This window comes from Parapedobacter lycopersici (genome assembly GCF_040395035.1).
Lineage (GTDB): Bacteria > Bacteroidota > Bacteroidia > Sphingobacteriales > Sphingobacteriaceae > Parapedobacter > Parapedobacter lycopersici_A.
In genome coordinates, this window is sequence record NZ_JBEBRB010000011.1 from 1 (window position 1) to 25,571 (window position 25,571).

The 25,571-nt window shown below is 51.1% G+C and carries 14 protein-coding genes; all 14 read right to left on the reverse strand.

What is annotated here, in order from left to right; all coding sequences use genetic code 11:
* Nucleotides 1–1,483 (reverse strand): aldehyde dehydrogenase (NADP(+)) (locus ABWO75_RS04365; protein ID WP_353182946.1); only part of this gene is annotated, 1,483 nt, incomplete at its 3' end.
* Nucleotides 1,484–1,493: 10 nt separating this feature from the next.
* Entirely contained in the window at nt 1,494–2,330 is an 837-nt protein-coding gene (locus tag ABWO75_RS04370; protein ID WP_353182948.1) for a fumarylacetoacetate hydrolase family protein, read from the reverse strand.
* A gap of 16 nt (nt 2,331–2,346) precedes the next feature.
* On the reverse strand, nt 2,347–4,392 hold the full coding sequence (locus ABWO75_RS04375; protein ID WP_353182950.1) for a NosD domain-containing protein: 2,046 nt from the start codon (nt 4,390–4,392) through the stop codon (nt 2,347–2,349).
* A gap of 4 nt (nt 4,393–4,396) precedes the next feature.
* Complete coding sequence (locus ABWO75_RS04380) at nt 4,397–5,992, reverse strand: SusD/RagB family nutrient-binding outer membrane lipoprotein (protein WP_353182952.1); 1,596 nt, start codon at nt 5,990–5,992, stop codon at nt 4,397–4,399.
* A gap of 31 nt (nt 5,993–6,023) precedes the next feature.
* The gene (locus ABWO75_RS04385) at nt 6,024–9,383 is read right to left on the reverse strand and encodes a SusC/RagA family TonB-linked outer membrane protein (RefSeq protein WP_353182954.1); all 3,360 of its coding nucleotides are present in this window, start codon (nt 9,381–9,383) and stop codon (nt 6,024–6,026) included.
* A gap of 240 nt (nt 9,384–9,623) precedes the next feature.
* The gene (locus ABWO75_RS04390) at nt 9,624–10,820 is read right to left on the reverse strand and encodes a FecR family protein (protein ID WP_353182955.1); all 1,197 of its coding nucleotides are present in this window, start codon (nt 10,818–10,820) and stop codon (nt 9,624–9,626) included.
* Between the two features lie 100 nt (nt 10,821–10,920).
* Nucleotides 10,921–11,538: an RNA polymerase sigma factor gene (locus tag ABWO75_RS04395; RefSeq protein ID WP_353182957.1), complete on the reverse strand. Its 618-nt coding sequence runs from the start codon at nt 11,536–11,538 to the stop codon at nt 10,921–10,923.
* Between the two features lie 149 nt (nt 11,539–11,687).
* Nucleotides 11,688–13,262, reverse strand: coding sequence for a SusD/RagB family nutrient-binding outer membrane lipoprotein (locus ABWO75_RS04400; protein ID WP_353182959.1), 1,575 nt, complete (start codon nt 13,260–13,262; stop codon nt 11,688–11,690).
* Nucleotides 13,263–13,282: 20 nt separating this feature from the next.
* A complete protein-coding gene (locus tag ABWO75_RS04405; protein ID WP_353182961.1) occupies nt 13,283–16,765 on the reverse strand; it encodes a SusC/RagA family TonB-linked outer membrane protein in 3,483 nt (1,160 codons plus the stop codon).
* A gap of 164 nt (nt 16,766–16,929) precedes the next feature.
* The gene (locus tag ABWO75_RS04410; protein ID WP_353182963.1) at nt 16,930–18,105 is read right to left on the reverse strand and encodes a FecR family protein; all 1,176 of its coding nucleotides are present in this window, start codon (nt 18,103–18,105) and stop codon (nt 16,930–16,932) included.
* A gap of 55 nt (nt 18,106–18,160) precedes the next feature.
* Nucleotides 18,161–18,712 (reverse strand): RNA polymerase sigma-70 factor, encoded by a 552-nt coding sequence (locus ABWO75_RS04415; RefSeq protein ID WP_353182965.1) that lies wholly within the window; start codon nt 18,710–18,712, stop codon nt 18,161–18,163.
* A gap of 470 nt (nt 18,713–19,182) precedes the next feature.
* Complete coding sequence (locus ABWO75_RS04420; protein ID WP_353182967.1) at nt 19,183–20,544, reverse strand: enolase C-terminal domain-like protein; 1,362 nt, start codon at nt 20,542–20,544, stop codon at nt 19,183–19,185.
* A 51-nt stretch (nt 20,545–20,595) separates the two neighbouring features.
* Nucleotides 20,596–22,128 (reverse strand): SusD/RagB family nutrient-binding outer membrane lipoprotein, encoded by a 1,533-nt coding sequence (locus ABWO75_RS04425; protein ID WP_353182969.1) that lies wholly within the window; start codon nt 22,126–22,128, stop codon nt 20,596–20,598.
* A gap of 39 nt (nt 22,129–22,167) precedes the next feature.
* Complete coding sequence (locus ABWO75_RS04430) at nt 22,168–25,545, reverse strand: SusC/RagA family TonB-linked outer membrane protein (protein WP_353182971.1); 3,378 nt, start codon at nt 25,543–25,545, stop codon at nt 22,168–22,170.
* Nucleotides 25,546–25,571: the final 26 nt, after the last annotated feature.

Consider the following 25,571-nt stretch of genomic DNA (forward strand, 5'->3'; position numbering starts at 1 on the left):
GCGCGTTCTCCGGGAAGTCCTGATAGCATACTGGCCGCGTAAACCGATAGATAGCGCCCGTTCCGACGGATGTGGACCGCGAGTCGGTGGTTGCCGGAAACGGACCCCCATGTACCATGGCGGGGCTAACCTCCACTCCGGTGGGAAATCCGTTAAACAACAGCCGTCCAACCTTGCGCTCCAGTATTTTCACCAATTCGCCATATTCTTCCAAGTCTGCGGGTGTGGCATGCACGGTTGCCGTTAAATGCCCTTCCAGGCGTTCAGCCACCTGATAAAGCTGCGCTTTGTCTTCTGCCGTTACCAACAGGCTGGACGGGCCGAATACCTCTTCGGCAAGCGCCGGATGGCGAAGGAGCGTAGCTGCGGAGGCCTGCATAAGGTAAGCAATGCCTTCATAGGGGGCATTCCGTGAAACTCCCTTGGCTATTTTACTTACGCCCTTGACCTGTTGCATCCGGAGGACCCCGTCGTTATAGGCCTGCTGTATAGCTGGCGTTAACATGATCCCCGGCGTCGTTGCATTTTTTTCAAGCGCGCCGGCTATTTCACCGATGAAGCTGACCATTTCCGGGCTGTCCAGTGCCAATACCATTCCGGGATTCGTGCAAAACTGTCCGGTACCCAACGTAATGGACGAAACGAGTCCCTGTGCGATTTGTTCCGATTTTTCTTTAATGGCACCGGGTAAAATGAACACCGGATTCGTACTTCCCATTTCTGCATAAACCGGAATGGGCTCCGGACGGGAGCTGGCTGCGGCGAAAATCGCCTTTCCGCCCCGCGTTGATCCCGTAAAACCAACGGCTTTTACGAGCGGATGCGTTACCATGGCCATCCCCACATCAGCTGAATGTCCCTGAATCAGGCTAAAAATACCTTTCGGCATTCCCAAGGCCTGCACAGCCCGATCGATCGCCTGCCCTACCATGGCCGACGTGCCGGGATGTGCGGGATGCCCTTTGACCACCACTGGACAGCCCGCGGCCAGTGCGGAAGCGGTATCACCCCCCGCTACCGAAAAGGCGAACGGAAAGTTGCTGGCGCCAAATACGCACACCACACCAAGTGGAATCTGCCACTGGCGCAGATCCGGCTTTGGCGCGGGCTGTCTTTGCGGCTGGGCACGGTCGATCCGTGCCCCCACCCAGGACCCCTCTTCAACCAGCCCGGCAAATAGGTTCAGCTGGTTGATCGTGCGGGTAAGCTCCCCGTGGAGGCGGGGGAACGGCAGGGCTGTTTCGGTTGTACACACCGCCACCAGCGCGGCTCTATTAGCCTCCAGCTCTTCACCAATCCGCCGCAGAAGCGCAACCCTCTGCTGGGGGGGCTCCCTACGGAATATTTCAAATGCCCGTTCAGCCTCCTGCACAGCGGCGTCAATTTCGGCAGCCGTATGTTCGCGGAAGCCACCGGGCAATGCTTCACCGGTGGCCGGGTTAATCGCGTAAAACAGGTTTTCGGTGTCGTTGGTCGTTTTCATCTTTTGATCATTAGGCTACATAATTCACCAATGTTCCAATGGGCTCAATGGTAATGCGGATCTCGTCGTTGCTTTGCAGGGTAAATTCGTCGGGTGGCACGATACCCGTACCCGTCATGAGATAGCATCCGTAAGGAAACGCACATTCCCGGAACAGAAAGGACGCCAGTTCTTCCTGACTGCGTTTCATTTTATCAATGCCCACCGTATTTGTAAAAATTGGGGTGCCGCCACGTAAGATTTCCAACGCAATCTTCGTATCCGCAGCGAGTGGCGTTTTGTTGACGTACAGGCAGGGGCCCAGACCGGCGCATCCCTCATAAACCTTGGCCTGTGGCAGGTAAAGTGGATTTTCAGCTTCAATTGCCCTGGAACTCATATCATTGCCTATGGTATATCCCTGGATCAGCCCCTGTTTGTTAATAAAAAGCGTGAGTTCGGGTTCGGGAACATCCCACGATGAATCTTTCCGGATGCGGACCACACCGTTGGTGCCCACGGTACGTCGGGCCGTCGCTTTGAAGAAAAGCTCCGGCCGTTCTGCTTCGTACACCCGGTCATAAAAATATCCTCCGCCCTGCGATTCCTCAATCCGGGCTTCGCGGCTCCTGAAGTAGGTTACCCCCGACGCCCACACTTCCTGGCGGGCTATCGGTGGCAACAATTTACCTTGCAGCAGGCGGGCGGCGTGATCTGCCTCCAGCCGCTGGAATTTTTCCAAGTGATCCGACAGGTAGTCAAAAAGGTGATTACGATTCACCAAGCTATCCCAGTTGACCCTTTCCACGCGGTAATAACCAGCGCCATGCGCTATTAAAATACCGCCCTTTATTTTATATAACTTCATGATTATCTGCTCTAAATCACCTATAAAAAGGCCGGTTATAAACGGGGCCTCTGGGGCCGTATATTGGTTCGTCCTGTCCCACCTCCAGCGCACCCAGGTCAGGTGCATTACCTGTGAAATTATCATTGATTGTCGGCAAAGGTACGCCCGCATCTACTGCCCTGCCCTCCGGGTTCAATTTGAAATCAAGGTCAACCGCGTGGTAAATAAATCCCCGTTTATCGGGGTCCGGGATGCTCAGGTTTTCAAAAACAGCTGTGTCCACTTCGATGCCGTGCGTCTCCAGGCCGGTAGCTGCTGTCAGCTCTTTCAGGCGATCAAACGATTTTCCGTTTTCACGTACGGTAATAGCATAGTTCATCAGCTCATTTCCCGGGGGGGCCACCCACCGATAATTGCTGTCTAATCCGTTCGGACGGTATCCGTTATAATCTGACGTCGAATAAGCTGTTGCAAAAGGGAACACCGCGACCGGGCGGCCGGGTGTTCCCGTTCCAATAAACAAGTTATTCCGATAATGGGCATTTGAATAGGTTTGGGAATTGGTATTCTCACTGATAAACGTATTATGCAGGACATACAGGCCGACCGGCTTGGACATAAACTTTAATGCACAGCCCGTTGGTACGTTATAAACAATATTCCTGACAAAATAGGCCGGTCCGCCGAACATGGGCTGTGCGCTTAACCCGCATTGCGCCGCGTTAACACCCCGGTTGCGCATCACGCGGATATTATGCACCCCTCCATCTGTTTCAATGAAATCATCAGCCATCAGGTGGATGTCGTTATTGTATATATCAATGGAAACCGCTTTCAGCTCCTGCTTATTCTCGGGGGTACCATAGGTAGAAACCGTAATCCCGTCATGGAAATACGCCACGTCGTTATGGCAGATTACGTGACCCGAACCGTATACTTTGATGCCAATGTAACTGTACATTTTATTTTCACCGTATACGCTCCGGGAGTTCGCCCACCCGAGCAACCGATAACGATCATCCTTCCCGATTAACACATTGTCAGCAATATAAAAGTCCCGGGAACCCGCATACTCCGATATGATACCCTGCCCCACATCTTCCATCCGGCAATTCCGGATGGTCAGGTTTTTGGCCCCGATCATGTGTTTGTTCCCCGCATGGAATGCGGTCCCGGCATTCCGGATGGTAATGCCTTCAAAAATATGGTGTTCAGTTGCAGAGACATCAAACAGCGTATGTGCCCCTGCTCCGTCAAAAATCACTTCACCATCCCCGGCGGCGCGGATAACGATGGGTTTTTCCGCCGTACCCTTCGCCGTCAGGAAATAGGTGCCGTCAAAGGTAATTCCTTCGGGGTTCACATACTTATGCCGTTCGCCTTCATATAACCCGGCGTGGATTTCGATGATGTCGCCCGGCTGGACTGTTCGCTCGCGGACAATCGACCAGTCGCCGGTACCCGAGCCATAATAAGCACCCTGTAAGGTGGTAAATGAGGGTTCTATTTTTTTTCCGGTATATTTTGCTGGATATACATGCAATACTCGCCCGCCTTCAGCAGCCTTCGGCTCTGTACGCGTCGTTACTTCCACCATTTTTACCGCTTCGCCGCGGACGCCATCGGCATCTTCCATGGTAAACCGGCACTCGTAAGTGGTACCGGGCTTTACATCCAGTATGCTTCCCGCAAACTTGGGGGGAACTTTGTAATCCAGGTATTCCGTTTCTCGGATCACCCGTTCTCCCCCCATTCGATGCAGCGGTAAAGCGGGCTTCCATGTGGAAGTACCTGTTTCTCGGTACTCCACTTTTACGGTTGCATTCCGGTTTTCATCTCCTTTGAAATTCCATTCAAATCCCATATTGATTAATGTGGGGGGTTCTATAATAAATTCGCCCACTTCAGTGGCATTGCCCTGGGCTGTGGCCTTCGTCGAAAAGGCGCACATCAAAAGCAGTAAACCAAGCAAAAAAAGAGACAGGCGGGGAGCCGGGCCATGTGACCACCAATCTACAGCGGGATTAAAATTTACGGCTGTTATGCAGCTACTTTCCATATGATGTTCTATCTTGTTCATTTTATTATTCTTTATCCCACCAAATCCGTGTCGTGAAAAAATCCGGTCCCTGCGCCGCCACTGCGGCCTGGTAATTCTCCGTGTTGACACTGGCGTCCGTTTCCGAATAACGTACCCGTCTCGGGATGGTACCTCCTGTTGCGTTTCCGGGGTAGTCATATGGAATAAGTACCGGATAGCCCGTACGCCGCCAATTTGAATAGGCCTCAACGTTGCTGCACATAAACTGCGCAACCCAGAACTGAGTATGGATCTGTTCCATCTGTTGTTCAAAGCTGCCTCCGGTATAGGGGTTGTTGGCCAAATAGGCAACAGCGGCGGCAGTAGCTTCTTCCAGGGCAATCGCATTGGGGTATATGGTCTGCAATTCAATGGATGCGCGGACACCCTTTTCATAATGTTCCTGCGGCGTACCGGCGGTCTCCCACCCCCGCAACGCGGCCTCGGCCAATAAAAATTCAACCTCTGCATAATGCTGGAAGATCGTGGGCGCATCCAGGTGACCTACTTTATGGATATTCCATTCCGAAAATTCGGAGAGCATTTCATCCGTCCAGGCCGGGATAATTGTACGTATGGAGCTGTTATCCTGGCCTCCGGGCAATCCCCGTTGCCGCTCCGATGCCGAATAAGCGGGCAATTGCGAGATATCTGCATTTCCCTGCCATAACGTTGCGTAAAAGGGTAACCTGGGGTCCTCCGTTTGGACCAGGTAATCAATAAAGGTTTGATTGATTTTAACAGAAGTCCTCCCTTTCGCCGATAGCGGAATGAATTTTTGCTGCAGGTATTGCGTATTTACATTCCAGTTGGTGGCAGATGCGGAAGTATGCAGCAGTCGGGCACCATCATCATTGCTTTGCATCACACCGCCCGCGATCGCTTTTTTAACCCAGGTTTCGGCCATTGCGGGATCCACTTTAGTTAACCGCATACCCAACCGCAACATCAGGGAATAGGCAAAACGCTTCCACTGTTCCACATTCCCTCCGTAGAGAAAGTCGGCATTTCCAAAGGAAGGCTTAGCCGGATCCAGTGCCTGGGCCGCAGCATCCAGCTCATTCAACATATCCGCGTAGATAGCCGACTGTGGATCATACTTAGGTTTATAAATCCCGTCTAAATATCCCTGTCCGGCCTCAAAATAGGGCACATCCCCATACATGTCGGTAATGCGATGGATTACCTCGACCCGCCAGATCCGTGTAATGGAATTTAAGTTCACCAGTTCGGGATCGTCCTTTGTTAATTCCAGGATTTGAACGGGTGCCCGCAATTCAGATGAATAAGCCTGTATCCAAAACCGCTCGTAGTTTCCAGCGAGCTCCAAATATTTATCACCGTAAAACTCAAACAATGTCAACGAAGCCAGGTATTGCACCCAGGCGCCTGCTTCCATGAGATCGGGATCGGAGATCTGTCCGTTTGCTGAGGCATGCTTGATCACGGCATCGGCAAACAGGCTTCCCAACACTGGACTGGTATACGCATTTGGATCCTCATTCATTTCTTCAAACCCTTTATCGCACGATGAAACGAGTATGAGCAGCGTTAATGTTGCCGTCAGTACGGCTGCGAATTTTTTCTTAATATATTTCATGATGATTAATGTCTGATTAAGAATTCCATGTTTAAAACCGCACCTTTAAATCCAGTCCAAAACTCCGGACCGGAGGTACCCCCTGGTTTTCGAGCCCCTGTGAATCGCCGGCACTGCTGTAATTGGATTCGGGATCTACATTATCCATGGCGCTGTATAACAGCAGCAGATTCCGTGCAACCAGTGACAGGCTGGCCGCCTTGATCGGCGTTCTTGCGAGCAGCGACTGCGGGAGGGAATACCCGAAGGTGATTTGGCGAAGTTTTACGAAGCTCGCATCTGACACGAAGAAATCGGTTATCGAAAAGGCGACACCCTGGTAATATTCCTGAGCCGTAATTGTATGGTGATACGGATCGCCGTTTTGATCCACGCCATCCAGGGTTACACCACTTTCCCGCACACCATTTTCCGCGGTTTGTTTATGCAGCCCATAAAACGTTCCATATGCGTCGGTCGACACATACATCTTCGACCCGAACTTACCGTCAATTAAAAAGCCCAGGGAGAAATTCTTAAAGGAAAAATCATTGGATATCCCCATGGTCAACGGCGGCACGCCCCGGCCCAGGCTCATGAGCTCGCTTTGGATCGGCAGCCCGGTGTCTTTGTTATATACGAAATTTCCATTCTCGTCCTGTTTTGGTTTGAATCCGGATACCATACCATAAGGCATGCCTTCGTAATGATAGATATACGCATTTTGAGTCCGCGGCCGGGCACCGACTAAACTGGTTAACCCATCCGCAATCTTCACAACCGTGTTTTTATTATAGGCCATGTTATAGCTGATGTTCCAGTTAAATCCTTCGGGCGACTGGAAGGGGCGGCCTGTTAGGAGGAGTTCAACACCCCGGTTCTGGATCTTGCCGATGTTAAGCCTGACATTGGTATATCCTGACGCCCGGGCTACTGATGCACTGACAATATCATTGGTTGTCGTACGGTCATATAACGTTACGTCCAGTCCGATCCGGTTATTAAACATCCAGGTTTCTATACCGGCTTCCGCTGTGGTCGATGTATAGGGCTGCAGTGCGTTGGGAATTGTATTTCCGCTGATGCTCATCAACTGCTGGCCGAAATGGGTAACCGAATTGGCGACATAACGAAGATTCAACCCGTATGGATCGGGCGCGCCGCCGCCAACCTGCGCCCAAGAGGTCCGCACTTTCGCAAAATTTAGCCAGGAAGGTCGCGTAGACCAGGCATCTGAAAGGAGGAAACTCAGTCCTACCGATGGGTAAAACAGGCTGTTACTCTCCGGAGACAAGGTAGAGAACCAATCCCGCCTTCCGGTGAGAGTTAGGTACAGGTAATTATTAAATCCGATATCGGCAGATGCGAACAGCGAATTAATAGCGAATTCGCTAAAACTCTTGGAAAACGTCTGGCTGGCGCCGTTACTGATAAAATATTGGAACGGAACACTAAACGGGCCGCTGGACAGGTCGACGGATGAAAGGTTATTATACATTTGATTGCCTCCGAAAATCGCATTGACCGAAAAAGCGCCAAAAGTACGTTCAAAGCCCAGCAGCAACTCGGCATTTGTCTCATATGTGGTATTTTTCCCCTCGGTCATCTGCCCGCTTTCCCGATATAGAATTCCGGTTGGGGTGATGTTGTAATCCTCGATATTAAAATAGTCGATCCCTACCCTCGCCCGGGCATAGAGGAAATCAGTGAAGTTATAACGCGTGGTGAATGATCCGATAAACCGGCGGCGTTCATCGCCGTTCTTGATTTTGTTGACCGCAAAATAAGGGTTTACCACATAGGCATAGTCATTCCAGGGAGTTTCATAACCATTTTCGTCGTAGCCCGGCGCCAGGGTACGGACGTCAATATTAGTCCCAACAAGGCCGACCGATGCATTCGGATTGTTAGTAAAATCGGCAATAAAGGTCCGATTTTTAGCTTCTTCGATATTGTATTGCGCATTTCCTTCGAAAAAAATCTTTCCTCCCAGATTAGCATTCGCGTTTAGGTTAAAGGTCTTGCGATTGACCGCTGAATTAGGAACGATCCCGTCATTGTTCATATCCGACATAGAAAAACGGAAATTTGCCCGCTCGCTTCCGCCGGTCAGCGCCAGGGTATTTGTAAACGTGGTTCCGGTATTGTAAAAGTTCTTAATGTTATTTTTTTGCGGCAAGTAGGGTCTTTCGACTCCGTTGGGCTGTATGACCATCGAACCATCCAGCCGGCCACCCCAGGAGGTCCTGCCATTAGCAATAGCCTCGCCCTGTGTTGCGGGCTTCTGGCCGCGTGTTCCTGAACCGTATTCATATTGCCAGTTGGCAAACGTCAGCGGCTCTTCCATGGTGTACGAAGAGTTAAACTCCACACCTAACCCCTCCTGCGCCCTGCCCGATTTGGTGGTAATCAGAATGACCCCATTTGCCGCCCGTGATCCATAAAGTGCTGCGGCTGTTCCCCCTTTCAGTATGGACATGCTTTCAATGTCATCTGGATTTATACTAAGCAGCCCGTCTCCCATATCCCGACCGCCATATGTACCGGCCGACCCCTGGTTGGCGTTATTGATCGGTACACCGTTCACTACATATAACGGCTGATTGTCACCACTCAGCGATCCATTTCCCCGGATCAGCACCCGGCTGGATCCTGCGGGGCCTGAAGCCGTGCTGGTGGCATTTACCCCCGCAATACGACCGGTTAATGCGTTTCCAAGATTAATTTCTCTGGCTTGGTTTAGGTCCTCACCACCCAGTTGCGTCACGGAATAACTCAGGGATTTCCGTTCGCGCGAAATACCCAGTGCCGTCACCACAACCTCACCCAGCTCGGCGTCCTCCATCTCCAGTACCACGTTGATTTTTGTGTTGCCTGTGAGCGCAATCTCCCGGGACTGGTAGCCTACATACGAAATGTGCAATGTCACATTCGTATTGGGGACAGTTAATAAAAATAGTCCTTCCCCATCGGTCAGCGTTCCCGCGCTGGCGTTACCTTTTACATTAACCGAAGCCCCCTGTAATGGGCGCCCATCGGCATCCACTACACTGCCGGTAATACGGATGTCCTGAATAACAGGAAGAGGCTCCAGTTTCTTTTTCAGCAGCGGCCCATTTGGCAACAGGTTGACAATTACGGTACTTTCTATCATTTTGTAGGTCATGTGCTGTTTGTCCATGATCCGTCGCAGCACATCGCTTACTTCCGCGTTTTTCACCTCAATACTTACCGGCTGGGCCTTTTCAATTAGCTCGTCGCTATACAAAAACTCAATCGCCGTCTGTTTAGTGATTTCGGAGAAAAGCCGTTCTATCTTTTCATTTTTCAGGGAAAGCGTAACTTTTTGTGCCATGCCTTCGGCGTGCACCGCAGTTACCAATACCAACAACATAAAAAAAGTAATTTTCATGGTCAGCATTATTTTTTGTAAAACCGAAAGGCAGGGGGTTGTTTTCGGTTCTTTGCCAAAAGAAAAGTAATTCATACTTTTGTAGAATAAGGTTAATTTAATAATGAGATTTAACAGGATTATTCGGTTAGCCTTAACCTTCGGGGGTGCTGCAACACTCCCGTTTTTTTATTCGGCCTGCCGTTTACGTCGGAGAAGGATAAATTCGTTTCATACAGTCCTAATTTAATTCGTAATTGGTTAGTTAAAAGTTACGGTTATCTGTCGGCCCGATACCGCGAACTGTGCACCACTGAGGTACGTCAGCATGTCCAGTACTTTTGATAAATTGACCTCCCGGCGAATTCTTCCGTTATATCGCTTTCCAAAGGAATGTCCGTCGTACTTCACTTCGACGTCGTACCAGCGGGCAAGCTGATCCATAATATCTTCTATATGATCACTTTTGAAATAAAAATAACCGTCCTTCCAAGCGATTACCTTATCAATATCCGCGGGATGTACGGTGATGTTTTGGCCTATCCGCGCCTCTTCGCCGGGTTTAAGTAATTGTTGGCCTGATGCATTGGTTATCTTGACCGAGCCTTCTACCAGCGTAGCGGTTAACTCATTGTAGGCATTCACATTGAACTGCGTTCCCAGCACGCTAATTTGTGTGCCATTTACACGCACGATAAATGGCTGCTTTGCATTATGTGAAACATCAAAATAAGCCTCGCCTTCCAAAATCACCGTTCGTTGCGCACCTGAAAAATGTAACGGATACTTAAGCGATGAACCCGCATTGAGCCACACTTTTGTTCCATCTGAAAGAGTTGTTTGATATTGGCCTCCGCGGGGTGTGGTAAGGGTTAGCTCAATGGGAGATTGCATGTTGCTATCCCCGCTTACTTCCACCAGCGAAGTACCGTCATTATAGGTAAGATCATCTCCGATAATTACGCCTTCTTTATCGGTATTTAATTCCACAACCCGGCCATCCGACAACGTAAGTGTCGCGCGGTCACCGCCAGCCGGTATGTCATCGCCATATCGGCTTGCTAACGATTGTGTGGCTTCCTGACGGGGCATCAAATAAAACCAGCCCAACCCAGCGGACAGGAATACCAGAATGGCCGCGGCCGCCAGCCATACCCTCGGCCGCAACCTGCGGTTTGGCCGTCCGATTAATGGATAGTGGCTTTTAAAACGCTCAAGCGCGCCAATGGTATCCACATTCAAAAATGACTGTTCATATGCGTCAAAATCACCGGCCTGCGTCATCTTTTCAAAGAGGTTACGATTAGTAGCGCTGGCACCCAGCCACGTGTCCAGCTGCTGCCGCTCGCTGTCGTTAAGCGTTCCTTCCACATGCTTCCGAATGAGCGAAGCAAGCTGAAAAGCCTTATTTACGTGCTGGTTTTCCATATCGTTATAATTGGCTTGGTCAAACCGCATCACGGTTTTCCCCGGTATTGTTATAGAAACCGGTTACCTGCACATTCTGTCCAAAAGAAAATTGATTTTTTTAATGGGTAGCCTACGATGGCCGCGGGCCTCAGCCCAAAAAGCGATCACTGATCGGATAGCTCATTACAATAGCCCACATCAGCAGATCCAGGTCTTTGTCAGCCAAGCGCTCCCGGAGCAGGGATAATCCACGTGCTTTCTGGCTGTTGATGGTACTGATGGAGATATTCAGTTGCTCCGCTATGTCGGCCGGCTTTTCTCCTTCCTCAAAAATCAACCGGATGATTTTCTGGCATTGCTCCGGCAATGTGGAGATGGCCGCCGACAGCGACGAATAAACTTCGGCCCGGATGATTTCTTCAATGACCGGCTGATCAACCTGTGTACCTAACCGTGCGTACTTATCCTGGTTTCTGGAGCGGTTCCGCGATTTGCTCAATTGATTCAAGGCAGCATTCTTTGCAGAAATATACAGGAAGGCTTTCAATGACCGCACTTCCGGAAAATCTTTCCGCCTTTCCCACGCTTTGTGAAACACATCCTGAACCACCTCTTCAGCGGTATCGCCATGCTCCAGAAAACGTGCTGCAAAAAGCAGTATTAATGGATAAAACCGATGAAAAAAATAATCAAAAGCGCGCTCATCTCCAGCACGCAAGCGATGCAAAAGCACATCTTCCCGATTATGATGTATAGGCTCGGACATGGTTAGTGTAAACCCAAAGTTAGGGAATTGGAATTAGTATATCAAATGCAGGCTGAGCTGACACATTGGGAAAGGCATTGCAGCTCCGTTAAAAACCAAGCGCCCCGAAAAGGGGCGCTTGGTCAGTTACAGTGGAACAGTAAATAAATTTATGGTTTATCCCACCACACCCTTCCCAGCAATGCGTCACTTTGCGCTTTAATGCTGGGGTCCAATGGGAATCCCTGCCTTGTCAGTGCCTCCTGCTGATTTTCGTTATTTGTTGCCCGTTCATCCGGATAAGGGAGTCTGCGGAACATTTCTCCGCCGGTTACCGAGCCCGGGTAGGGTTGGTTTCCTTCCCAGTTTTTAAAGTTGAAAGCCGGGTATCCTGTGCGCCTCCAATTGGCCCACACTTCATAATCATCTCCGAGGAGCGACAGCCATTTTTGTATGGAAATCTGTTCCAGCCGTTGCGCAAAGGTTCCGTTTTCATTATACGGATAGCCTGTTTCCAGGTATTGGGCAATGCGCTCTGCCGGAATATTGCTATCGTTCGGTGACAGCGAAGTCACCGTAGGCCACAACGCCCATTGTTCCATTGCACGCGTTACGGCAAGGTCATAGGCTGCCTTCTCGGTCACACCATTGTACCAGCCCCGCAATACTGCTTCCGCTACCAAAAGCTGTGCTTCGGCAGGTCCCAGAATAATCAGCGGTGAGGAATCGCGGTTCCACCAAAGCGGTGAATATTCGGAATAGCTGGTAAAATCAGCCGGGTAACCCAGCACCGAGCCCGGTACCATACCCCGTTGCGCCGCCATGGTAGTGTCCGGAACAAAACCATCTTCCGTTTCTTTCCACACCACGGAAAGTACATAAATGCGTGGATCATGGGTGGCCTTAAACTGATCTATCAAGGTGCTGGCCAACTTGCGTCCCTGCGCATTATCCGGATCCTGCGTGGCCTGGTACTCTCCAAAAGGTGCACGCGGATTCGTGGCTGTTGCGTTAAACTGAAGATATGCAATATCATCGATATCCGTCATCACCCCTCCCTCAATCGCCTTTACGGCGTACGTCTGTGCCGTTGCCGGATCTACATTTGAAAGCCGCATGGCCAGACGCAACATCAGCGTATAGGCAAACTTTTTCCACTTCGCGGTATCGCCTCCGTAGAACACGTCGGCCCCGCCGAATGTTGGCATATTGGGCGTCAACGATGCCGCTGCCTCATCCAGCTCCTTCAACATGTCGTGATAGATGAATTCCTGGGTGTCGTATTTAGGCTCCAGCACTCCGTCCAGTGCACCCATGGCCTCCGAATACGGAACATCGCCGGTTGCGTCGGTCAAAATATGGTATCCATATGCCCGGACAATGCGCAGCAGCGCAATCTTGTTTACATCATCCGAAGCCGTCAAAGCGTCCATACATTGTTTAATGGCATTAAATTGCTCGGAATAAATATCAAACTCAAAACCACCAATGTAATCAAACTGCTTGCCGCCAATGTCCGGCACATCCTTATACGTAGAAACATACTGCATGCCGCCGTGTAGCCCGCCATTCTGATACGGCATATTCAATTGAATCTGCGAAAAAAGATATTCGGGGATAACATAATCAACTTTATCCGGGTCGATATTCAAATCGGTCAGCTCATCCGGATTACACGCTGCCGTCAAAGCAACCGTAGCCATCAACGCGACCTTTGTCCTTGTCTTGAAAAATACATTCTTCATTGCGTTACAAATTAAGTGCGTTAGAATTTAATCATTAAATTGAGGCCAAATGTCCGAGCCCTCGGCATATTCACCCCTCCGGTACCCTGTGCGTTTGCAGTGGATTCCTGAAACTCCGGATCCAGGCCGGCTTCTTTCACACGCTTGTCTCGATAAAGAATCAGCAGGTTATTCGCCACTAAGCCAATAGAAGCCGACTGCAGTGGCAGATTCAGCTTGTCTACCGGAATACTGTAGTTCAACACTGCCCGACGCAGTTTAACGAAATCCGTATTATACGTAAAGAGTGCCGAATAGCCCCGTCCAATCTGGTTGTAGTAGGCCTGGATGTTCTGCGGCTCCCACAGGTAGTCAAATGGCGCTCCATTTTCGTCTACACCAGTTAATTGCAAACCATTGTCTCGGCCCTCCAGTGTCATTGGTGCTAAACCAAAGCGGGTAGCATAGAACATCAGGTTATTGTACCCCACTGCACCGAATTTACCGTCAAACAACACATTCAATGAAAAATTCTTGTAGCGGATGTTGTGGCTAAAACCAATGGTATGGGGTGGGTTCCCTACACCATAGGCCACCTCTTCCCCTTCCGGGAAATGGCTGATGGAGTTGTAAATCGGCGTACCGTCTGCCGTATGTTTCGGCTGGATAACCATTACCGTTCCATAAGGCAGGCCCGGGCGGTTTACAATGCGCGCACCCTGAATACCCTGGCCCAATGAGATCTCTGCTACCGTAGGCGCCAATTCCACAATTTTGCTCAAGTTATACGAATAGTTTAAGGTCATGTCCCAGCTGAAGGATCCGGAACGCACCGCGGTACCGTTTAACAATGCCTCAACCCCTTTATTGGTTACTTTGCCAATGTTCACGTTTCCTCCCGTAAACCCGCTTGCAGCAGTAATATTAACTCCCACAATGTCATTGCTGGTTACCTTGCTGTAATAAGTCAGATCCAGCCCAAGCCTGTTGTTGAACAACCGCGTCTCAAAACCTGCTTCTGATGTAGTCACCGTCAGCGGCCGTAAATCAGGCGTTGGCAACCTGTCTGAAACGATCTGCGTAGGCAGGTTGTAGCCGTTATTTGTAGAGATGGTATACGTCTGGTTTACCTGTCCGGCATTAATCGTAGCACTACCTACCTGTGCCCAGGATCCCCGAAGTTTCAGGAAGCTGATGGCCGAGGGCATTTCAATCAGGTCAGAAAGCACCACCGAACTACCCACTGATGGATAAAAGATGGAGTTCGTGCCCGGGTTTAGCGTGGAGAACCAATCATTCCGTCCGGTGAACGACAGGAACACCACGCCCCGCCAGTCAAAGTCGGCCGATGCAAACAACGAGTTCGTTCCCGTCCGCGTTTCCCGGTGGAATGGATTATTACCCGTGGCCGTCGTGGTAATCGTTTTCAGGTTTGTCAAGCTAATAAAGTTTGGAATAACAAAATCCCGACCGCTCAGGTTGTTCCGGATAAACGCCGCCCGTTCCATATTTGCGCCCGCCATTGCACTCACATTAAAATCACTCAGGAAAGACGTATTGTAGTTAATGGTTCCCTGAATGTTCGTAATCTGCTCCGTACCGTTACTGGTATTCATGGCACCAAACGGTGTTGAATTCTTTCCAATCGGCACATAGTCCATCCGCTCATACGATTGGAAGTCGCGCTGTGCCTTACCCAACAGGAACAACTTCGGACTCAGGTTCATCTGGATACTGGCCGACGCAATGTACCTTCTCGTTTTATCAGCGTTTCCCATCCGGTTCACGATAAAATACGGATTTGGTGCCTCCGGAGCCGGGTTCCAGGCTAATTCCTTTCCGGTTTCAGGATCGTATCCAGGGGCCAGATTGCGAATATCCACCGTGTTACCTACCAGGTAAATTGGCCAGGCCGCATTCATTTCAGCATAACCCACGGTTGGCCGGTTCTTGCCCTTTACCAGGTTATATTGCACATCCGAACGGATCACGAAAAGATCGTTTTTACCCAGTTTGGTCATCATCGACAAATTAGCCGTTTGGCGTCCATATGTAGAATTCGGCTGCATACTGTTTGAACGTAGGTCGGATAATGACAACCGCCCTGTAAACTTCTCCGTGCCAGCGTTAAACGCGATCGTATTCGTAATATCCGAACTTGGCCGATAAAAATTCTTAATGTTTTCCTTCACCGAAACCGGTGCATAAGGGTGCATTTTGCCATCTACCTGCATGTATTGAATAGAAGGATCTACTTTTGGGCCATAAGAAAGCCGCCCGGAAGCCTGTGCTTCAGCAACCGTTGTAGGCACCGTGCCATTCTGTCCCTGTCCATATTGATTCTGAAAATTAGGAAACTCGCTTGGTAGCCCGATGGTAGCAACCGAGTTAAACTCAATACCCAATCCCTGCTGAGCCTTACCCGATTTAGTGGTAATCAGGATCACCCCGTTTGCCGCCTGGCTGCCGTACAGGGCTGCTGCCGCACCACCCTTCAGTACCGAGATCGATTCAATGTCATCCGGGTTGATCATCGATACCCCGTCACCGCGGTCGATATTGAGTCCGGTGGTATTCTGGCTGGCCCCGTTATTGCTATTGTTGATGGGCAAACCATTTACCACATATAGAGGCTGTTGGTTCGGGTTCGATCCGCTCAACGAGTTGTTGCCCCGGATCACCACCCGGCTGGACCCACCCGGGCCGGAGTTAATCTGCGTAGCATCCACCCCCGCAATCTTACCGGTCAACGCGCTTGCAATGTTATTGTCGCGCGCCTGTGTAAAGCTTTCACCTTGCACCTGGGTCACGGAGTAACTCAGCGATCGCCGCTCACGGGTAATACCGAGTGCCGTAACAACCACCTCCCCCAGCTCTGACGCATCGCTGGCCAACACAACGGCCAACGTTCCGCCCTGCCCCACAGGCACCTCCTTCGAAACATATCCGATATAGGACACGATCAACACCGCATTTCTGTCTCGGACGTTGATCCCGAAACGGCCTTCATTATCCGTAGTGGTGCTGCCGCCGCCCCCCCTGATGTTGACAGAGGCCCCCTGCAGCGGGGTACCCACGGAATCGGTAACCACACCGGTAATCCGGATATCCTGCTGCAACACGGGTGATGGAGCCGGTCTTTCCGGCGATTCGGGAATGAGATCAACCGACACGGTCCCTGCGATCACTTTATACCGCAGCCTGCGGTTTGCCAGTACGTCGCGGAGTACCTTTTCCGCGTCCCTGTTGTTAACCCGGATGGTTACCGGTGCCGTCCGCCGCGCAACGTCGTCGCTATACACGAAACGGTAATTGGTCTGTTTGCTGATCTCCTCAAAGAATCGTTCGATTTTTGCGTCTTCCAGCGTAATTGTCACCTTTTGGGCCGCTACATTGGCTTGGGCAGCGGTGGTCAGTACGAACAGCAAAAAGGGGATGGTTTTTATCGTTTTTACCCAAAAACGGGTTTCGACCGGAAGACGGGGAGTCCGCTTCGGCCTTTTGCCAAATAAAAAGTAATTCATACTTTTACTGAATTAAGGTTAATTGAATGAGTTAATACAACGTGTTGAAACACTTAGCCTTAGTACACGGGGGTGCTGCGAACACCCCCGCTTTTATTTCTTTCAAGGAGGATAAAATGGTCTCATCATTGGCATTGGTTAGTTTGTGGTTCTATCGTTAGTTGTTAAAATTGTACAGTCACTTTCCGCTCTTCGATTTTGAATGTAGCCCGTGTGGCAAAACCCAATATGTCAAGCACTTCTGATAAGTTGACATCCCGGCTGATGTTACCGTTGTATCCTTTGTGGTAAGGGACATCGCCCACATATACCACGGAGAGGTCATACCAGCGTGCCAACTGTTGCATAATGTCGACAATCCCGTCGCTCCTGAAATAAAAATCCCCGTTTTTCCAGGCAATCGCTTTTCTCATATCGGCTGGTTCCACCACAATGTCCCCCGTCACCCGTGCCTGCTGGCCCGGTTTCAGCAATTCGGATTTTTCGGCGTGTATCACTTTCACTGATCCCTCTACAACGGTTGTTGTAACCGCGTTATAGGAATTGATATTGAAATGCGTGCCCAGCACTTCCACTACCGTGCCGTTCGCTTCCACCTTAAATGGCCGGCTGGCATCCGGAGCCACTTCAAAATACGCCTCGCCTTTCAGAAACACCTTGCGTTCCGTGTTTCCGAACCGGGTCGGGAATCGCAGTTCAGACATCGCATTCAGCCAAACACTGGTGCCATCGGACAGTGTGAGGTTATACATTCCCGCCTTGGGAACACGCAACTCATTGTACAGCAATTGCGTGGGTGCCGTTTCATCCGGTTGCTGCCGGTTAATATACGTCAGTTCGCCGCCGGTGGTTGTGATGGTTGTACCGTCGCGCTCTTTTACAGCGTTTGCACCGGTCGATAAATCAATGGTACGCCCATCCGACAGCTTCAATATTCCTTGCTGGCTGCCGGGCATCACATCGTTTCCCGTAACATTGGCCGTCGCCACCTCCGGGGTGTCCGTTTTCGGCGTTGTGCCATACCACCACCATCCGACTCCGACTGCGGCCAAAAAAATGACAGCGGCTGCCGCAATGCCCAAGTGCCGGAGCGCGCGGCCAGTCCCGGCCTCCTTTACAGGACGCCGACTGATCTTCTCCCAGGCTTGTTCCATATCAAGCCGGGCAAAAAAATCCATATCAAGCCGGGCCTGCGTATCACTTTGGATCGCTTCAAACGCCGCCCTGTTTTCCCCATTTGCTGCAACCCACTGTTCCAGCACCTCCTCTTCCTGGACGGTAAGGGTACCGCTTAAGTACTTACTGATTAGGTCGGCAATATGGTACGGATTGGTGCTCATCTAAAATAAGGACACAGATCATATGAAAAAGAGTGACAAAAGAATTGAGACAAGCTCAGGCAAGCCCGAATTTGATGAAACACAGCAGGAAAACACCCAGCAATTCCGGGCTGATCCTGCCTTTCAACAGTTTGAGGCCCCGTTGTTTTTGTGTCTTAACCGTATTGATACTTACCTGCAATTTTTCCGCGATTTTCGCATTGCTCCAGCCTTCGAGGTATCCCAGGCGAAAAATCCGCTGGCAACCCTGTGGCATTGCGGTAATTACCATATATACCTCATTCATTACCTCCGAGCGGATCATTTTGTTAATCACGGTCGATTCCTCCTCCACGACCTGAGGGTTAAGCCGGAAGTACCGCTCTTCAATTTTAGCGTCCCTTCCCACATTGTGGCAGGCATTTCGTATGGATGTATACAGGTAACTTTTTATGGCAGCATCCTTGTCTGCCACCATATGCCGGCGCTCGAGGAATGCAGCAAATGCATCCTGCACAACATCCTCAGCCATCACCTCATCCCCCAACAGCTGCCAGGCGAAATGACATAACCGGGCATAATACTTCCGGAATAATTTGTCTGCCGAGAACAGGTAAACTTCTTTCATGTAACTGTTTTTTTAATTAGTAGTTGATTGTCCCGGAACTGTTTATGAGTTAAGGCCTGCCCGATGGACGTATCCAAACCAAATCCAGCTGCATAGGCCAAGCCTATACATAGGGTCTGCATTCCCTCAATAGTTTTCCGATAAGGTGATAATTGGTGAATCAAATATTAGTATTAAAATTGATAAATCCAAAAACTTCGCCTCCGCCGTCCGGCCCGATTCATCGAAAACTGTCCTACAGGCAAAATTTAGCACGCAATCGATTGCAAAATGGCGATATGATAACAAGAATGTTATATAAAGACGGTTCAGGGGCTGTCCGGGGGGACCTGAAAAAGCACAAAGACGGCTTGGTATTTATGTAGCCGGAACACCGGATAAAAAAAGAGCGACACACCGGAACCGGTATGCCGCTCTTGGGCAACTTTAACTAACTACTAACTAATTACTGTTGCGACTGGTATTGTCGGTTACGGACGGATAATCGTTCCGTCCGCTTTCCGCACCTGCCAGTTCGACCGCGTATGGATCGGGTATTTTGCGGCTTCTTTTTCATTGATATCCACGCCAATGCCCGGCACCTCGTTTACCGACATATAGCCGTTGTCCATCGTCGGGCAGCCGGGGAATACTTCCTGCAGTTTATCGGAGAAGCGGCCGGCTTCCTGAATGCCGAAATTCCAGATCGCCATATCCATATGGGCATGTGCCGAATGGCCAACCGGCGAAACATCGCCCGGCCCGTGCCACGCGGTCCGCACATTGAACCATTCGCCCAGCCGGGCAACCTTCATTGCCGGCGTAATGCCGCCGATCTGCGACACATGGATCCGGATGTAATCGAACCAACGGTTCACAATCGGAAGTTTAAATTCGTTGATGTTGTTGAACAGCTCACCCATGGCTATCGGAACGGTTGTACTCGCGCGGAGCTGCTCGAACCATTCCATATTTTCCGGCGAAAACGGGTCCTCAATGAAAAACGGCCGGTATTGTTCCAGCTCTTTAATCATGTTGATCGCATCCATCGGCTGTACCCGTTCGTGGATATCATGCAGCAGTTCCACTTCCTCCCCGCAGGCTTTGCGCACGGTGGCAAACATTTCGGGTACCGATTTCAGGTACAGCTGCTGGTTCATGTATGAGTCGCGCTCATAGCCATACCCCGCTTTCCGGAAATCAGGTTCGTCTTCCGTGCTGCCTACGGCGCCATAGCCGCCCTGTTGAATCCGTACGTACTTAAATCCTTGGTCCATAAAGCCCTGCACGCTCTCGGCAACCTCGGCCGCGGTGCGACCGCTGGCGTGCGTATAACATGGGATGGCAAACCTGGTTTTACCGCCAAGCAGTTGGTACACGGGCATTCCCGCACGTTTTCCCTTGATGTCCCACAGCGCCTGGTCGAGTCCGCTCAGCGCATTGTTCAGTACCGGGCCATTCCGCCAGTAGGAGCTCACGTAGGCCGACTGCCACATGTCTTCGATGTTATCCACGTCTTTGCCCACACAGAATTCATTCAGGTATTTATCAATGGCCGTAACCACTGCAAATGCACGTTGTGTAAATGTGGCACAACCCAGGCCGTATAATCCCGGTTCGCTGGTTTCCACTTTCACCACGATCAGGTTCGAACCGCTCGGTGCTGTGGCAATGGCCTTAACATTTGTAATGGTAACCGGGGCCATGCCACGCGCATAGGCGGGTGTTTCCCGTTTTGCCGCGCGTGCCGCAGGGGCTCCAAAGAGGCCAAGCACGCCGGCAGCCGATCCTAAACCTAACATTTTCACCATCTCGCGACGGTCAAATCCATTTTTTTCTGTTGTTATGCTCATTGTTTTCCTATTAATTAAATGTAGTTAATGATATACTGTTCTGCTGCGCTGTTATTCGGTGTCCCACCATACCCTTGTATTAAGGTCGTCCGCTCCCTGGCGCGCATTGGCTTCCGCTACATGCTCACCATTGACCACATATTCAGAATCAGGGTATACCAGCCGGCGGATGAAGTTGCCGGTAATTTCCGAACCGGGATAAGGATTGGGGGCCAGGCTGGGGTAGCCGCTCCTGCGGAAATTTGCAAACAGCTCGTTGCCATTCAGGAAAGAGGCCACCCAATACTGGGTATTGATCTGCTCCAGCGCATTGGCCATATCCAGGGGGTGTGCGGCTAGATAGGCTTCAATGGCACTACCATCGATAACGCCCCCCGGACCGTATTCGGCCATCTGTTCCAGGTTAGCCCGGATACCACTTTCAAACACGGCTGCGGCATCCCCCACTGCCCATCCCCTTACGATAGCTTCAGCGAGCAGCAGTTGCGTCTGTGCGTAAGTGACGAAATATTCCGGCGCCGTTTGGGTGACCACGGTAGTCTGATTCGCCTGCGAATAGTCCCACAGGCTTGCGACGCCGTTCTCTTCATAGGTAGAGACAATGCTCACATCGTTGTAACCGAATGGCATACCGATCTGCATATCCGGATCGGAAGTTGCACGAGACGCCGTCTGTTGCGTGCCGTTCTGCGCACCCACATACCGGATCGCATACACCGATAGCCGGGGATCGTCATTTGCCAGCAAATAATCGACAAAGGGTTCAGCCAAATAGAAGTTGGCCTTTTCGCGACCCGAGAGCTGTTCACCCATCCAGTTGATGTACAGCGAAGAATGCCTGTTCTTGGCATTGTCGGCATTGGACGTCATCAATCCGCCGGCCACCGCCTTCCCTACGTAGGTTTCCGCTGTCGCCGGGTCCACCTTGGTTAACCGCATGGCCGCTCGAAGCATCAGGGAAAAGCCAAAGCGCTTCCATTGCGCTAGGTCGCCGCCGTAGAGAATATCACTGGTCACCACCGGGGCCGATTCGTCCAGGCCATTGGATGCCTCTTCCAACTCCTTCAGGATATCCTGATAGACAACCTCCTGCGCGTCGTATACCGGCGCCCTTACCCCTTCCGTATACCCCTTGCCAGCCTCGAAATAGGGAATATCACCATACGTATCGGTAAGCGCCATGAATACGTATGCCTTCCATATCCGCGCAAATTGATGCAGGTTGTGCTGTTCGGGCACATCACGCGTGCGCTCCACCACATCGACGATCTGCTTAACAATATTCGGGTAGTAATAGTTCCACAGACGGGTGGCATTCTCCCGGTGCAGCTGATTGTAGTTTCCCCCCGTCAGCGAACTGCCGAATGGCGTAAGAATCTGCTGCACGATGGGGAAGTTGTAACAAAGCATTGCCTGCGTATTCGCGGTAGAGGTAAACGTGATATCTACCACCGCCCGGTTCAACACAAAGACCGGGTCCAATGACGTTGGGTCAATTTTATTGGTATTCAGCTCATCAAAACCCCGGTCACATCCCGCTACCGTGGCCATGCCTATCAATACCAGTATGATATATCTTTTCATATTTCCATTAATTAAAAATGATCGTTAATCAGGTACTGCTCAAAACTTCACATTCAGGTTGAATCCGACACTCCGGGTCAGCGGCAAGCTTGACCAGCCGGATCCGGTACTGTTGCCCCCATAGTCGTAAAGCTCTTCCGGGTCCATATTCTCTGTCCATTTTTTCAGCACGGCAACATTATTGGCCACTACGTTCAGCCGGATTCCTTTCACGAAAAACGTGCTCGGCAGGTACCTGGTAAAGTCATAGCCCAAGCTCACCTGCCGGAGTTTCCAGAAGCCGGCATTATAGATGAAGGGCTCATAAATATTCTGTGAAGTGATCGATTCGTAATACGGCTGTACCTCGGCCTGCGTTTCATTGACGCCTCCGTCCGGGTTCACACCGTTGCCGACAACATAACCCACATCGCGGCCCGGCAGGGTCCCTTTGTGCAGCCCGTGCCGCCAGTAGTTGCGGTTCGATCCGCCACTGATGATGTAGTTTTTGCCCAGCTTGAAATCGATCAACGCCGAAAGGCTGACCCCTTTGTAATTGAACATGTTGGTGATACCGCCGAAAAACGAAGGCTGGTTAGTCCCCACGTTAACCATTTCGGCGGTCCGCAGTGGAAAACCGCTGTTTTCGTCAAAAATCTGCCGCCCCTGCGCATCCCGCAGGTACATGTACTCGTAAATCTGGCCCATGGGCATGCCCACTACCTGCCGGATCCCGCCAACGGTAATCATGTCATCCTCGTCGGTGAGCCCCAGCTGCAATACCTTGGACGTATTATAGGACAGGTTGGCATTGATATCCCACGTAAACGAACCGGTACGCACCGGTGCCACATTTACGGCCGTTTCCACCCCGCGGTTCATGCTTCTTCCGACATTGATCAGCTGCGCCGTATAGCCGGTGGTATTGGATATCTGGGCTGAAACGATCTGGTCACGCGATATCTTGTGGTAATAAGCCACGTCCAGACCCAGGATATTATTAAATAACCGCAGTTCCAGACCGACCTCCATTTCGGAAACCCGCAGCGGCCGCAACAATCCGTTCGGGATGGTGTTGGTATTGATTCCGCCAACCGGGATCATGCTGCCCTGCGGATTCGGAAACAGGTTATTGTTGACCTGGTAATACAGCGCGTTGGAATATGGGTCTACGTTATCATCGCCCACTTCAGCATAGGCCAGCCGCAGTTTACCGAAGGTCAGCCACTCGGGCATACCATCCAATGCATCCGTGAATACGAAGCTACCTGTTGCGGATGGGTACAGGATACTGCGGCTACCCGGTGCGAGGGTAGAGAACCAATCATTACGGGCCGTCACATTCAGGAAGAGATAATCCCGGAAAGATACTTCTGCAGCACCGTAAAGCGAATTTACTTTCCGTTCACTCACGCTGTAATCCGAACTTTTTACCCGCCCATTCATGATCGTATACAATCCGCGTTCAATAAAATCCTGTACCGATTGGTTTTCCTGATCGAAGCGGCGGTACATCTGGTTGCCGCCCAGGGTGATGTCGACCCCGAAGTCACCGAATTTGCGGTTGGCCCCCAGCAGAAAATCATAGTTCCGCTCGCGGAACCTGCGGTTATTCTTAAAATAGGAGCCATTTACAAAACCGGCAGGTGCCGGCCCGATGGCCGCGTAGCCGGTAGGGTAGTTAAAATCCTGGTTCCGTACATAAAAATCCTGCGCAATACGTCCCTGCAGATACAGCCAATCGGTAAAATTATATTTCAGCTGGATGTTCCCGATGAACCGGTCGCGTTTGATGTTCTCGAATTTTTCATACACGGAAAAATAGGGGTTGGTCCGCGGTAGGAACCGCGCGTATACGATTTCGTTCCCTGCGGCATCCTTCCGGTACTGATTCAGCAGGTCGAGCGGCATGGTGTTGGCCAGTGTTAATACGGAACTCGGGGTAGAGAACTCCTGTCCGCCTACCTGTGCCGGATTCCGGTTATATTCGTTGGAGTAGTTTACATTGCCCTGTACGGTCAGTTTTTTAAAGATGGTCTGCGTAAAACCCAGGTTTACGGTCCGACGGTTAAAATCCGAGTTGGGCACGATACTCTTGTTATCGGTGTTGGAGAGCGACAGGTTAAAACCGCCGTTTTCACCGCCATTGGAAAGCGCCAGCGAATTGGTGATGTTCTGGCCGGTATCGTAAAACTTCCGGATACGGTCGCGGACCGGCTCATAAGGCACTTCCACGCCATCGAAGAGTACCTGCGTCATCCCGGGTTCTATTTTCTCTCCGAAGCTCCAGATGCCTGAAGTGGGAAAAGGCTCCGTAGGCCGGACACCGCGTTCGCCCTGCCCGTATTCATACTGAAAATCGGTAAAATCCAGTGGCGTGTCCATGGTATAGTTCACGTTATACTCTATACCGATGCCGCGCCCTTCGCCTTTGAGCTTGGTGGTAATCATGACGACCCCGTCTTTTGCCCTGGAGCCGTATAGAGCTGCCGCCGCTGCACCTTTCAATACGGTCATCGACTCGATATCGTCAGCATTGATACTGGAAAAGCCATCACCGCCATCCGAGTTATTCAATCCCTGGCCGCCGAACCGGCTGTTGTCAATCGGTACGCCATTCACCACAATCAGTGGCGTGTTGGTACCTGTGAATGACGAGTTGCCGCGTATCCGGATCCGCGTGGAACCCTGCGGGCCGGTACCTAGGGTGGTGATGTTCACCCCGCTGACTTTTCCCTGCAGCGCGCCCATCGTCGTATTCGTGCGGTTTTCGGTCAGCTGCTCATGACCTACCTGTACCGTGGAGTACCCCAGGCTTTTGGCCGCGCGCTCAATACCCAACGCAGTAACCACTACTTCGCCAAGCGACTGTGCGTCTTCCGCAAGGGTAATGTTAAGTGTCGTCCGTCCGTTGACCGCCACATCCTGAGAAAGGTGGCCAATGAACGAGAATACCAGCGTACCCTGCGGGGGTACGGTTAGCGAAAACCGGCCCTGTGCATCGGTGGTGGTGCCGCGCTGCGTGCCGCGGAGGTTAACGGTTGCCCCCTGCAACGGCGTGCCGTCCGGACCGGTTACCGTGCCCGTCACCTGAATATCCTCCTGCAGGACCGGCAGCGGGGCCGACCGGGCACTGACCGGCTGTGCTTTTACATTAACGGTCACGGTCCCTTCGATCACGCGGTAGGTCATGTTCTGCCGGGCAATCACTTCGCGCAGCACATCGTTGACATCGGCGTTTCGTACCTGGATATTTACGGGCTGTGCTTTCTGCAACACCTCATTACTGTACAAGAACTGAATGTTCGTTTGCTTGGTAATTTCGGAGAAAAGCCGTTCTATTTTTTCATTTTTCAGGGAAAGTGTGACCTTCTGTGCCATACCCTCGGCATGTACACCGGTCACCAATACCAACAGCATAAAAAAGGTTATTTTCATGGTTAGCATTATTTTTTGTAAAACCG